This window comes from Sorangium sp. So ce394, from assembly GCF_051474665.1.
Taxonomy (GTDB): domain Bacteria; phylum Myxococcota_A; class Polyangia; order Polyangiales; family Polyangiaceae; genus Sorangium; species Sorangium cellulosum_D.
Genome location: NZ_CP150339.1, coordinates 7,501,228 through 7,513,098, shown reverse-complemented (window position 1 = coordinate 7,513,098; position 11,871 = coordinate 7,501,228). Strand labels below are relative to the sequence as shown.

Genomic DNA, 11,871 nt, shown 5'->3' with positions numbered 1-11,871 from the left:
GCAGCGCCGAGAGCACGTGTTTGTAGGACCGAACCGGAGCGGTGGATAGCCCGCGCGAACGGCGGCCGATGCGGTGAGATCGGCATCGCGCGAGCGGCGGCCGACGCGGTGAGATCGGCGTCGCGCGAGCGGCGGCCGACGCCGCTAGATCGGCGTCGTGCGCCCCCCGACGGGGCGACCCCGCATCACCGGGGCGGGGCCGTGACCTCGGGCAGCGGCGCCGGCGGGACCGGGCCGCGCGAGATCGTCTCGCGCCTCGACACGTCGGTGAGCATCAGCGTGAGCAGCAGGCCGAGGAGGAGGGCCGCCACGATCATGGGCAGGGCGTTCACGAAGCGCTGCTCGATGAGGTGCATGAAGAAGAGGAGCACGAGCACCGTCTTCGCCGTGGCGATGAGCAGCGCCGCGACGACGTCGGCCCCGCCGAGGTGGGCCAGCGAGAGGAGGTACGAGGCCAGCGTGAGCGCCATCAGGACGAGCCAGACGACCACGTAGGTCCGCGAGGAGAGGTGCTTTACGATCATGAGCGCTGCCTGCCCTTAGCGGTGCATCAGGTAGAGCATCGGCCAGAGGAAGATCCAGATCACGTCGACGAGGTGCCAGTAGAGCCCGCCGAGCTCGACGTGCGTCTCGTTGCCCGCGCCGTACCGGCGCCGGAAACACCCCCACGCCAGCCAGCCGAGGACCACGAGCCCCGCCGTGACGTGGATGGCGTGGAGACCGGTCGTCAGGAAGTAGAGCGTGAAGAACACCTTCGCGCCCGCCTGCGGGAGCTCCTCGAAGCGGTAGCCGGCGCCGGGGAAGATCCCCTCGCGGAAGTGCGCGGCGTACTCGACGCTCTTCAGCGCGAGGAAGGCGAGGCCGAGCGCAATGGCGCCGAGCAGGAATCGGCCGGCCCTCGCGGGCTGGTCGAGGCGCACGGCGTAGACGCTCATCGCCACGAGGAGGCTGCTCGTCAGGAGGATCGCCGTGTTGGCCGTCCCGATGACGGCGTTGTTGTGGGCGATCGCCGCCATGAAATCGGCGCCGAAGACCACGCGGTAGGCGGCGTACAGGCCGAAGAGGCCGCCGAAGAGGAGGACCTCGCTGGCGAGGAAGATCCACATCCCGAAGTGCGCGGCGTGGGTCTGCTTCTCGAGATCCTCGAACTGCATGGCGAGCCGCGCCGGGGCGAGCGGCTGCGGCTCAACGGGCGTCGGCTGAGATTCGGGCATGGGCCTCCTCGTCGGTCAGGTGGTAGTCGTACGGGCCGCGCTCGACGATCGGCGTCGCGGGGAAGTTGTGCGCCGGCGGGAGGGGCGGCGTCGCCCACTCGTAGCTCCGGGACCTCCATGGATTGGCCGGGGCGCGCTTGCCCCAGCGCAGGGCGATGAGGAGGTTCAGGAGCGCGAGCAGGAGCGCGCCCGAGAGCAGGTAAGCGCCGCCGGTCGAGAGGACGTTCAGCCACTGGTACTGCTCCGGGTAGCTGTAATAGCGGCGCGGCATCCCGGCGTTGCCCAGCAGGAACTGCGGGAGGAACGTCAGGATGAACCCCAGGAACACCCCGAACGAGGTGAGCAGCCCCATCGACTCGGAGTACATGCGGCCGAACATCTTGGGGAACCAGTAGTGCGCGGCCGCGAGGAACGCGGTGAGCGTGCCGCCCACCATGATGAAATGGAAGTGGGCGACGACGAAGTAGGTGTCGTGCCAGTGCACGTCGAGCGACTGCGTCGCCGTCGCGACGCCCGTCATGCCGCCGAAGACGAAGAGGAACAGGAACCAGAAGAAATAGAGCATCGGGGTGCCGAGCTGGATGGACCCCTTCTGCAGCGTCGCCACCCAGGTGAAGACCTTGATGGCGGAGAAGATCGCGACGAACATCGAGAGCGCGCCGAAGATCCCGGCGTCGAGCTCGCTCATCCCGGCCACGAACATGTGGTGACCCCAGCCGGTGAACCCGATGAAGGCGATCCCGAGCGACGAGAGGGCGATCGCCCAGTAGGACGCCGGCTGCCGCTGCGCGAAGGTGCAGACCACCTCGCTGACGACCCCGAGCGCGGGGAGCACCATGATGTAGACGGCAGGGTGGGAGTAGAACCAGAACAGGTGCTGGAACAGCACGGGATCTCCGCCCAGCGTCGGGTCGAAGATGCCGAAATGGTAGATGTGGTCCAGCCCGACGAGCAGGATCGTCAGGCCGAGGACGGGCGTCGCGAGCAGGATGATGATGCTCGTGCTGTAGATCGCCCACGCGAAGAGGGGCAGGCGGCCCCAGTCGATCCCGCTGGCGCGCATGGTGTGCGTCGTGGCGATGAAGTTCACCGCCGTCATGATCGACGAGATGCCGAGGATGAAGATGCCGATGACGACCGGCATGACGCCGGCGGGCGTGGTCGTGCTGTACGGCGGGTAGAACGTCCACCCGGTGTCCGCGCCCCCGGCGATCGCCGCGGCCAGCGTGACCACGGCGCCGATCGCGTAGACGTAGAGGCTCGCCAGGTTGAGGCGCGGGAAGGCGAGGTCCTTGGCGCCGATCATGAGCGGGAGGGCGAAGTTCCCGAAGATGTTCGGGATCGACGGGATCATGAAGAGCCACACCATGACCACGCCGTGGAGCGTGAACATGCGGTTGTAGGTCGACGCGTCGATCACCGTCGGCCCGGGGGTCAAGAGCTCCGTCCGGAGGACGAGCGCGAAGGCGCCGCCGAGCAGGAGCATCGGGATGATCAGCGCGTAGAACATGATCCCGATGCGCTTGTGATCGGTCGTGAGCAGCCACGAGCGCACGCCGGAGCCGGCGCGGAGATAATCGAGCTCGTGCGAGCCGTGAACGGGCGCCGTCCCGTCGACTTCATGGGCGATCATGGCGCCACCCCCTCCGGCGTGGCGCTCCCGGGGACGCCGCCGTCCCACGGCACCACGAGGCCGCGCGGCACGTCGCGGAGCGATTTGATGAGCTCGATGATCGCGGCGATGTCGGGCGGCGGGATCTGTCCCAGGTACGACGGCATGACCCGCGGGAAGCCGCGGTGCACGAGGGCGAGCGGATCCATGATCGACTCCGTGATGTAGGCCTCGTCGGCGATGCGCTCGCCGCCGCCCTCGAGCGGCACGACGGAGCGGTAGAGCCCGGCCCAGGTGGGGCCGACGTGCGGCGTGCCGTCGAGGGTGTGGCAGCGGAGGCAGCCGTGCCGGGTGGCGGCGCGCTCGCCGCGGCTCGGCATCGTGGGCTCGGCCCCGGCGCCCTCCTGCTCCGCCTGAGAGGCGGCCTCCTGCGCGAACGCCGGGGTGCTCGCCGCGCCGCCGGCGAGCCAGCGCTCGTAGTCGGCCGGGTCGAGCGCGATCACCTGGCCGCGCATCTCGGAGTGGCTCGTGCCGCAGTACTCGGTGCAGAGGATGGGGTAGGCGCCGGGCTCGCTCGCCTCGAACCAGACGGTGGTATACCGGCCCGGAAGGACGTCTTGCTTGATGCGGAACGCGGGCACGAAGAAGCTGTGGATGACGTCGCGCGACGTCATGACGAGCCTCACCGGCCTGCGCGCGGGGACGTAGAGCACGGAGATCATGCTCTCTCCCGCCGGATAGCTGAACTTCCACATCCACTGCTTGGCCGTGACATAGACGTCGAGCGCGTCCTCCGGCGGCGTGCGCAGGTCGACGAACTGGCGCGTGCCGATGTTCCAGAACGTGAGGAACACGAAGCCGAGGCTGAAGAGCCCCACCGTCTCGAGGAAGAGCGCCGGCCGCGCGAAGACCCCGGGGTGAGGCCGCGTGGTGCTCTCGCCTCGCCGGCGATAACGGACGAGGAAATACCCGCCGATCAGCGTGATCAGGAAGGCGCCCCCCATCGTCACCACGATGACGAAGTAGTGCAGCCAGTCGATCTCGCCGGCCAGCGAGGAGCGCTGCTCGGGCAAGAAGAGCAGCTGGCGCAGGAGCTCGTTCATCGCGCGCCCCCCCGCCGCCTGCGCCGCCGCCCTTGCCAGGCGAAGAACGCGAGCAGCGCGACGACCCAGGTCAGGATGGAAGCCGCGCCGATCCGCAGGAAGCCGGCCACATAAGGGCCGTAGCGGCGGCTCGCGGGGTCGTAGCGATAACACGTCATGAGGACGCGATCGAACGAGGTGCCCACCTGCCCGCGGCTGGCCTCGAGGAGGGCGAGCCGGAGGTCGAGGGCGGAGAACTCGATGCCATAGAGGTAGCGGGAGACGCGGCCGTCCGGCGTGAGCACGAAGACCGCCGCGGGGTGCGCGTACTGCTCGGTCCGCGCGTCGTACGCGAACCGGAAGCCGAGATCGCCGGCGAGCGCGCGGATCTCCGGGAGCTCGCCGGTGAGGAACGGCCAGGCCCCGCGATCGGGTGCGCCCGCCATGCCGAGCGCCGACAGGGCGGCTCCGCGCTTCCGCGCCGCGGACTCGGGGGTATCCCGCGGATCGAAGCTCACCGTGAGCGCGCGGTACTGCTCGCCCAGCCGGTAATCGAGCTTCGCCATGCCGGCGACGAGGCCGCGCAGCACGAGGCCGCAGAGCATCGGGCAGCGGTAATAGGCGAGGACGAGGAGGACCGGCCGCCGCCCGTCGAAGTGCTCCGCGAGCGGCGCGCGCCGCCCGTCCATGTCCGTGAACTGGAGGGCCTTGTCCACGGCGCCCCCGAGGCGCTCGTCGATGTCGGCCTCGCGCGCGGCGGGCGGGAGCGACGGCGGATCCACGGCGGCGGCGAGCGGCGCGCGCGAGAACACGAGGGCGAAGAGCGCGGCGGCGGACACGAGGTGCATCCTCATCAGCGGCTCTCCTCCACGACGAGGTTCATCGCGTCCTCGATCGGGATCTGCACGATCCCGCGGCCCCGGTCGGCCCAGCCGAAGCGGCCGAGCTCCTCGCGCTTCCTGCGGTTCAGCATCTTGCCGAACCCCTCCTCGCCGACGGCCTCGCGCTGGAAGACGCGCTGATCCACCCCGGCCACCACGCCGCGCGGCTCGAAGCCCTCCCTGGCGCGGGCGAGGCTCCTGCCCGCGGGGCGGAGCTCGGCCTCGCGGCCGCGCAGGATCACCCACGACCAGACGCCCAGGATGAAGAAGATCACGACGACGGCGAACGCGACGGCGAGGATCCTCCGCCAGGGGAGGAGATTCTCTTCCTGGCGAACGTCGGGACGGCGGTAATGGGTCGTCATACGCTCTCGTAACGGAAGGCGGCCGGCAGCGCCGGGTCGTTGATGGGGGCGAGCGGCTTGCCGCGCAGGCGCAGCGCCGCGAACGCGACGCACGGGCCGACCACGGCGAGGAGCGCCGCGAGATCGAGCCAGTGCAGCGGCGCGCCGCCGGGCGCCTCGGGCACGACGAGCCAGTGCATGTCGAGGTAATGCGCGGCGAGGACCCAGGCGGCGACGGCCGACAGCCAGGCCGGCCGCCGCTTGATCCGGTAATTGAGCAGGATCGCGAAGGGGATCACGAACCGCGCGAGCACGAGGACGAGCGTCGCGGTCCGCCACGGGCCGTGGGAGCGGCGCAGGTAGAACTCGACCTCTTCGGGCTTGTTCGCGATCCACATCAGCATGAACTGGAAGAAGGCGGCGTATGCCCAGAAGATCGTGAACGCGAGGAGCAGCCGGCCGAGGGCGTAGTAGTGCGACGCGCGGAGCCCGGGCAGGAGCCCGCCGCGCTCGGCGGCGAACGCGAGCACCGTGAGCAGCGCTATCGCCGCGACGAAGCCGCCGGCGAAGACGTAGACGGGGAACATCGTCGACACCCACGTCGGCGCGAGGGACATGAGCCAGTCGAACGAGGCGAACGAGAGCGTGAGCGCGACGGGCGGGAGGCCGACGACGCTGATCAGGCGGAGGCGGCCGCCGGCCGCGAGCGCCGGGGTCACGTCGCCCCGGAGCGAGCCGCGCCGGAGCAGGGCGCCGAAGGCGAGCCACACGGCGAAGTAGATCGCGGTCCTGACGAGGAAGAAGGGGAGGTTCAGGTAGGGCTGCTTGTGGAGCACCACCTCCCTCACGTGCTCTTCGCCGATGGTCTCGGGGTGGAGCCACTCGCCGTAGAGCGCGTTCAGCCCGAACAGGAGCGGGAGGAACAGCACGGCGAGGAGCGGCAGCGCGCCGACGATCGCCTCCGCGAGGCGGCGGACGGCCACCGGCCACGTCGCGCCCATGGCGTGGCAGATCATGAGGAAGATGAGCGCGCCGACCGCGGTGGTCACGGCGTAGGCGTAGGCCGCGAGGTAGGCGTAGAAGAGCCGCTCGCGGTCCACGAACGCGCCTGCCACGAGCAGCGCGGCGCCGACGAGGGCGAGGCCGAGCGACCGCGTCACGATCGCGCGGCCGCCCCGGAAGACGGGGATGCGGAGGTTCACGGGAGCTCCTTCCGAGCGCGCTCGCGGAGGGGTTCGGGGAGCGCGTCGAGCGCGGCGGCGCGGCTCCTCCCGAGCGCCTTGACATAGGCCACGATCGCCCAGCGCTCGCCGAGCGGGATGTTCGGCTCGTACGAGCGCATGAGCCCGTAGCCTTGGACGATGACCTGGTAGATGCGGCCGGGCGGGAACGCCTGCACGCGCGCGTCGACGAGCGACGGCGGGCGGCGCTGGGTCATGTTGCGCGCGACCTCCGACGCGCCGTCTCCCGCGATCCCGTGGCAGGTGGCGCAGAAGATCTCGAAGCGTTCCTTGCCGTGCCGGAGCAGATCGAGCGTCACCGGGACCGGGATGCGCGTGACGTACGCGCCGCCGGCGATCCCGCGGGTCAGCCCGGGATCGCCGGTCACGCGGTCGTTCGGCACGGTGCCCTCGGGCGGGCGGCGCATGACCGCGCCGTCGAGGAAGAGCTCCGATGGCCGGTAGGGGGCGTAGCGCGCCTGGCGGAGCATGCGCTCGAGGTCCAGCGCGTCGGCGTCCCCGGGCTCGGGATCGGCCGGGGTCGACGGGGTGCACGAGAGGCAGAGCGCCGCGGCCAGGCAGGCGAGCGGGAGGAGGCGGCCGCGCTTCATGTGCGCTCCTTCCCGGCCCAGGCGACGGCGAGCGCGCCGAGATCGGTGAGATCGCGCTCGGAGAGGGGGCTGATGAGCGCCGGGTCGCGGGCGTCGATGCCTATCCAGAATCGATCGATGGTGGCGCGCTCGAACCCCGGGACGTCGAAGATCGGGCTCCAGAGCTCGGGGAGCCGCGTGAGGACGAGCATCACGACGAACCCCGACAGGGCGGCGGCGAGCACCGTCATCTCGAAGGTGATCGGCACGAACGCCGGGGGTGCGTGCCCCGGCCGCCCGCCCACGTTGAGGGGATAGTCGTACGCGTTGTTGTGCCACTGGACGAGGTAGCCCCCCGCGGCGCCCGCCAGCGCGAACGGCAGGACGATCCAGTTGAGCGGCGAGCGGCGCAGGCCGAGCGCCTCGTCGAGGCCGTGCACCGGGTACGGCGTGAACGCGTCGAGGCGCCGGTACCCGCGGCTCCTGAGCTCCGCGATCGCCCGGAGCATCGCCTCCGGCGTCTCGAACTCGGCGAGCAGACCTCTCCGCATCAGTGCTCCTCCTTGCCGAGCTCGCGGTTCAGCTCCTTGACCTCGGCCACCGGGATGAACGGCAACAGGCGCAGGAAGATGAGGAAGAGGAACAGGAAGAAGCAGAACGTCCCCGCGAACATCGAGATATCGACCCACGTCGGGCCGTAGGCGTGCCACCCGGACGGGATGAACTCGCGCTGGAGCCCCATGACGATGATCACGAACCGCTCCGACCACATCCCGACGTTCACGAGAATCGAGATGATCCAGAGCAGGATCAGGTTGCTGCGGACGCGCGTGGACCAGAGCAGCTGCGGGACGACGACGTTGCAGAACATCTGCGCCCAGAAGACGGCGGCGTTCGGCCCGCTGGGGCGCGCGACGAAGAACTGATACATCTCGTACTCCGAGCCGCTGTACCAGGCCGCGAAGAGCTCGATGATGTACGAGTAGATGACGATCCAGCCCGTGACGAGCGTCAGCTTGCTGAGGTTGTCGAGGTGCCGCTGGGTGACGACGCGCTCCAGGTGGAAGATCCGGCGCGCCGGGATGAGGAGCGTGAGCACCATCGCGAAGCCGGAGAAGATGGCGCCCGCGACGAAGAACGGGGGGAAGATGGTCGAGTGCCACCCCGGGACGAGCGATATCGCGAAGTCGCTGCTCACGATCGAGTGCACCGAGAGGACGAGCGGCGTCGCGAGGCCGGCGAGGAGGCCGTAGAGGAGGCGGTAATGGCGGTAGTCTTGCGCGGAGCCGCGCCAGCCGAGCGACAGGATGCCGTAGATCACCCGGCGGCGGCGATCGGGCGCCCGATCGCGCAGGGACGCGAAGTCGGGGACGAGCCCGAGGTACCAGAACACGAGAGAGACCGTGAAGTACGTGAAGATCGCCGCCGCGTCCCAGGGCAGCGCGCTCTTGAACTGAGGCCAGACCCTCAGCGTGGAAGGGTAGGGGATGAGCCAGTACGCGAACCACGGCCGGCCGAGGTGCAGGAGCGGGTAGAGGCCCGCCTGGACGACGGCGAAGAGGGTCATCGCCTCGGCGAACCGGTTGATGCTCGTGCGCCAGCGCTGCTCGAGCAGGAGCAGGATCGCCGAGATGAACGTCCCGGCGTGCCCGATGCCGATCCAGAACACGAAGTTGATGATCCCGAACGCCCAGCCCACCGGGATGTTGTTGCCCCAGACGCCGATGCCGCTCACGATGGTGTAGGCGACGAGCGTCAAGAGCACGATCGTCCCTGCGCCGGTGAGCGCGAGCGCCGCCCACCAGAGCCGCGACCGCGGCTTCCAGACGACCGACAGCAGCTCTTCCGAGAGGGCCTCGTCGGTGGGCCTCCCGAGGATGAGGGGTTGTGTCACGGCTCGCCGAGCTCCGGGTTCTCGTTGTCGACGCGCGCGAGGTACATCGTCCTCGGCCGGGTCCCCTGGTCGTGCAGCACCGCGTAGCTCCGCGGCTCGTTCCGCCACGCGACCATCGGCGTCTCTGCGTGCTCGAGCGCCCCGAACTGGATCGCCCGCGTCGGACAGGCCTGCTGGCAGGCCGTGACGACCTCGCCCGGGCGGATCCCGCGCTGCTCGACGCGCGCCGCGATCTCCGCGCGGCGGATCCGCTGGACGCAGTACGTGCACTTCTCCATGACGCCGCGCTCCCGCACGGTGACGTCGGGGTTGCGCTGGAGCCTCGCGAGCCCCGTGTTGTAGGCGTGGAGCTCGTGGTAATCGAACCAGTTGAAGCGGCGGACCTTGTAGGGGCAGTTGTTCGAGCAGAACCGCGTCCCGACGCAGCGGTTGTAGGTCATCTCGTTGAGCCCGTCGGGGCTGTGCGTGGTCGCGTTGACCGGGCACACGTACTCGCACGGCGCCTTCTCGCAGTGCTGGCACAGCATGGGCTGGTGGACGACGCGCGGGTCGCGCGGGTCGCCGGAGTAATACGTGTCGATGCGGAGCCAGTGCATCTCGCGGCTGTTCAGGACCTCGTCCCTGCCCACCACGAGGACGTTGTTCTCGGCCTGGCACGCGACGACGCACGCGCTGCACCCGGTGCAGATCGAGAGATCGATCGTCATGGCCCATTGCGCGAGCGCCACCCCGGGTGCAGGCACCGCGGGCATGAGGGACGGCTGCGGCCCCCTGAACGCCTCCGTGAAGTCGGGGTGCTCGCGGTAGACGGCGAGGGGGACAGAGAGCGCGATGGGCCGCCCGCGCACGCTGAAGTGCGTCTGCGTCAGGGCGAGCCGGTGCTTCTCCCCCGGCCGCTTGCGCACCGAGAGGCCCGCCGCGAAGAACGGCGCGTCCGCGGTGCGGAGCCGGTACGCGTCCGCCCCCACGCCGGCGGCGATCGACTCGGCGCCGCTCCGCCCGTAGCCGAGCGCGAGCGACACCATGCCGTCGGCGTGCCCCGGCGCGACGAGGACCGGTATCGAGATCGTCCGCCCCCGGAGCTCGAGATCGACGACATCCTCGCTCTCGACGCCGAGCGCTCTGGCCGTGTCCGGGCTGAGCAGCGCGGCGTTGTCCCAGGTCAGCTTGGTCATCGGATCGGGCAGCTCGAGCAGCCACGGGTTGTTGGCGAACCGGCCGTCATAGACGTTGGCGTCCACCGAGAAGGCGACCTCCAGGACCGCCGCCGGCGCCGGGACCGCCGCCGCGAGCTGCCCGAGGGCCGCGAGCGCCCCGTCGGGCCGCAGCGCGGCGCCCTCGCGCGGGGCCGCGCTGCCCTCGACGAGCCCGCGCCGGAGCGCCTCCTCCCAGAACGCCTCGAAGTCGGCGCCGCCCCGCCGCGCCGACCAGGCGTCGCGCAGGAGCTGGCGGGCGCTCCGGCGCGGCTCGCCCGCGAACACGGCGAGCACCTCGGAGGCGGTCCTGCCACCGAAGAGCGGCTCGATGAGCGGCTGGACCATCGAGATCGTGCCGTCGTAGGCGCGGGCGTCGCCCCAGGCCTCGAGCTCGTGCGCCGCGGGCACGAACCAGCTGCAGGCGGCCGCGGTCTCGTCCTCGTAGAGCCCGAGGTAGACGCGGTTCGGGACGGAGCGGAGGAGCGCCGCGAGCTCGAGATCCGCGGGCGCCGTGTAAACCACGTTGTCCTCGAGGATCACGAGCGTATCGACGCCGCCGGCCCGGATCTCGTCGGCGAGCGCGGCGAGCTCCTGCTCCGCGGCGCCGGCCGAGATCAGGGTCGGCCCGGTGACCCACGCGGCGCGGTCGTTGCCGAGCGCCGCGTTCATGAGGTGCGCGAGCGCGTGGACCGGCGGGGGCTGCCGCTCCCCCGCGACGACGACGCTCGCCGCGGCGCCGCGCGCGAGGTCGCGCGCGAGCGCCCTGACGAACGGCTGCTCCTCGGCGCGCACGTGCGCCCGGAGCGGCTCGAGCGCGCCGAGCGCCTGGGGCGGGATGGCCCCGGGGCGCGGGCCGATTGCGAGGAAGAGCTCCGCCGCGATCGCCGCGGCGAGCGCCGGCACCTCGCTCGGGCGCTTGCGCAGCCGGTGGTCGGCCATGCTCCCGGTCGGGCTCAGGCCGGGCTCGACGACGTAGAGGCGGTTCATGGTGCCCGTCGGCGAGCCGACCCGCCTGCGCTCGGCGAACTGGCGCGCATACGGCACGCTGAACGGCATCGACGCGAGGAAGTCGGCGTCGAGCGCGAGGATGACGTCCGCCGCCCGGAAGTCGTACTGGGCCTGGAGCGGCGCGCCGAAGGCGAGCGCGGCCCCGCGCGCCGGATGGGCCGACCGGGCGGGCGCGTAGAACGTGAACCGCGCGGCCGGATGGCGCGCCTGGACGCGGCCGATGAGGTCGAGGATGAGCGGCGAGCCCGTCGGCCGGAGGACGAACCGGAGCCCGGCGCCGCGGTCGCTCCGCGCCGCGCCGAACTGCTCGATGAACGCCTGCCACGCCGCCGGCGCGGCGCCGCGCCGCGCCGCGCGCGCCCGGTGCTGATCGTAGAGGCCGAGCACCGACGCTTGCTCGTGAACGCCGGTCGCGCCGAGGCTCGCCGGGTGCTCCGGGTTGCCCTCGACCTTCGTCGGCCGCCCCTCGTGGTTCTCGACGAGGATGCCCGTGGCGAACCCGTCGAGCTCCAGGCTGGTGGCGTAGTACCGGAGGATCCCCGGCGTCACCTCCGGCGGGGTCGTCACATAGGGCACGATCTTGTCCGCGGGCCTCGATCGGCACCCGGAGACGCCCGCGAGCGCCATGCTCGCGCCGAGGAGCTTGAGCCAGCCCCGCCGGCTCACCGCGCCCGGGTCGCCCTCGCCGCCGGGGAGCTCTCGCGCCGCGGCCTCGCGGAGCTCCGGCGACTCGAGGAGGTCCGCGAGGCTGCGCCAGTATGCCTTGCCCGTCTTGCCGTCGAGCGCCGCGCTCCAGGGGGTCTGTCTCTGATCAGCCATCATCCCTCTTC

The 11,871-nt window shown here is 71.1% G+C and carries 11 protein-coding genes; all 11 read right to left on the bottom strand.

Translation table 11 applies throughout. The annotated features are described in order from the left end of the window. Nucleotides 1-185: 185 nt before the first annotated feature. The 11 genes from WMF33_RS27370 to WMF33_RS27320 are packed head-to-tail and all read right to left on the bottom strand — an operon-like array spanning nt 186 to nt 11,860. On the bottom strand, nt 186-524 hold the full coding sequence (locus tag WMF33_RS27370; RefSeq protein ID WP_437331382.1) for a cytochrome C oxidase subunit IV family protein: 339 nt from the start codon (nt 522-524) through the stop codon (nt 186-188). 15 nt (nt 525-539) lie between these two features. Further along, nucleotides 540-1,214, bottom strand: coding sequence for a cytochrome c oxidase subunit 3 family protein (locus tag WMF33_RS27365; RefSeq protein WP_437331381.1), 675 nt, complete (start codon nt 1,212-1,214; stop codon nt 540-542). Further along, nucleotides 1,186-2,847 (bottom strand): cytochrome c oxidase subunit I, encoded by a 1,662-nt coding sequence (locus WMF33_RS27360; RefSeq protein ID WP_437331380.1) that lies wholly within the window; start codon nt 2,845-2,847, stop codon nt 1,186-1,188. Before WMF33_RS27360 ends, WMF33_RS27365 begins: the two co-directional genes overlap by 29 nt. Next, entirely contained in the window at nt 2,844-3,929 is a 1,086-nt protein-coding gene (gene coxB, locus WMF33_RS27355; protein ID WP_437331379.1) for a cytochrome c oxidase subunit II, read from the bottom strand. The genes WMF33_RS27360 and coxB overlap by 4 nt, the downstream gene beginning before the upstream one ends. Next, complete coding sequence (locus WMF33_RS27350; protein WP_437331378.1) at nt 3,926-4,762, bottom strand: SCO family protein; 837 nt, start codon at nt 4,760-4,762, stop codon at nt 3,926-3,928. Before WMF33_RS27350 ends, coxB begins: the two co-directional genes overlap by 4 nt. Beyond that, nucleotides 4,762-5,154, bottom strand: a complete 393-nt coding sequence (locus WMF33_RS27345; RefSeq protein ID WP_061623450.1) for a hypothetical protein — start codon at nt 5,152-5,154, stop codon at nt 4,762-4,764. Before WMF33_RS27345 ends, WMF33_RS27350 begins: the two co-directional genes overlap by 1 nt. Further along, nucleotides 5,151-6,335, bottom strand: a complete 1,185-nt coding sequence (locus WMF33_RS27340; protein WP_437331377.1) for a hypothetical protein — start codon at nt 6,333-6,335, stop codon at nt 5,151-5,153. Before WMF33_RS27340 ends, WMF33_RS27345 begins: the two co-directional genes overlap by 4 nt. Further along, nucleotides 6,332-6,964 (bottom strand): c-type cytochrome, encoded by a 633-nt coding sequence (locus WMF33_RS27335; RefSeq protein WP_061623448.1) that lies wholly within the window; start codon nt 6,962-6,964, stop codon nt 6,332-6,334. The genes WMF33_RS27340 and WMF33_RS27335 overlap by 4 nt, the downstream gene beginning before the upstream one ends. Then, nucleotides 6,961-7,494 carry a DUF3341 domain-containing protein gene (locus tag WMF33_RS27330; protein ID WP_437331376.1) on the bottom strand — a complete coding sequence of 178 codons (534 nt, stop codon included), beginning with the start codon at nt 7,492-7,494 and terminating at the stop codon, nt 6,961-6,963. The genes WMF33_RS27335 and WMF33_RS27330 overlap by 4 nt, the downstream gene beginning before the upstream one ends. Continuing rightward, complete coding sequence (gene nrfD, locus WMF33_RS27325) at nt 7,494-8,837, bottom strand: NrfD/PsrC family molybdoenzyme membrane anchor subunit (RefSeq protein WP_437331375.1); 1,344 nt, start codon at nt 8,835-8,837, stop codon at nt 7,494-7,496. Before nrfD ends, WMF33_RS27330 begins: the two co-directional genes overlap by 1 nt. Next, a complete protein-coding gene (locus WMF33_RS27320) occupies nt 8,834-11,860 on the bottom strand; it encodes a TAT-variant-translocated molybdopterin oxidoreductase (RefSeq protein ID WP_437331374.1) in 3,027 nt (1,008 codons plus the stop codon). The genes nrfD and WMF33_RS27320 overlap by 4 nt, the downstream gene beginning before the upstream one ends. Between the last annotated feature and the right edge of the window lie 11 nt (nt 11,861-11,871).

Coding starts and splice junctions, on each gene's coding strand:
- WMF33_RS27365 (WP_437331381.1), bottom strand. CDS start 1,214: ATGCCCGAATCTCAGCCGACGCCCGTTGAGCCGCAGCCGCTCGCCCCG.
- coxB (WP_437331379.1), bottom strand. CDS start 3,929: ATGAACGAGCTCCTGCGCCAGCTGCTCTTCTTGCCCGAGCAGCGCTCC.
- WMF33_RS27360 (WP_437331380.1), bottom strand. CDS start 2,847: ATGATCGCCCATGAAGTCGACGGGACGGCGCCCGTTCACGGCTCGCAC.
- WMF33_RS27345 (WP_061623450.1), bottom strand. CDS start 5,154: ATGACGACCCATTACCGCCGTCCCGACGTTCGCCAGGAAGAGAATCTC.
- WMF33_RS27335 (WP_061623448.1), bottom strand. CDS start 6,964: ATGAAGCGCGGCCGCCTCCTCCCGCTCGCCTGCCTGGCCGCGGCGCTC.
- WMF33_RS27370 (WP_437331382.1), bottom strand. CDS start 524: ATGATCGTAAAGCACCTCTCCTCGCGGACCTACGTGGTCGTCTGGCTC.
- WMF33_RS27350 (WP_437331378.1), bottom strand. CDS start 4,762: ATGAGGATGCACCTCGTGTCCGCCGCCGCGCTCTTCGCCCTCGTGTTC.
- WMF33_RS27330 (WP_437331376.1), bottom strand. CDS start 7,494: ATGCGGAGAGGTCTGCTCGCCGAGTTCGAGACGCCGGAGGCGATGCTC.
- WMF33_RS27320 (WP_437331374.1), bottom strand. CDS start 11,860: ATGGCTGATCAGAGACAGACCCCCTGGAGCGCGGCGCTCGACGGCAAG.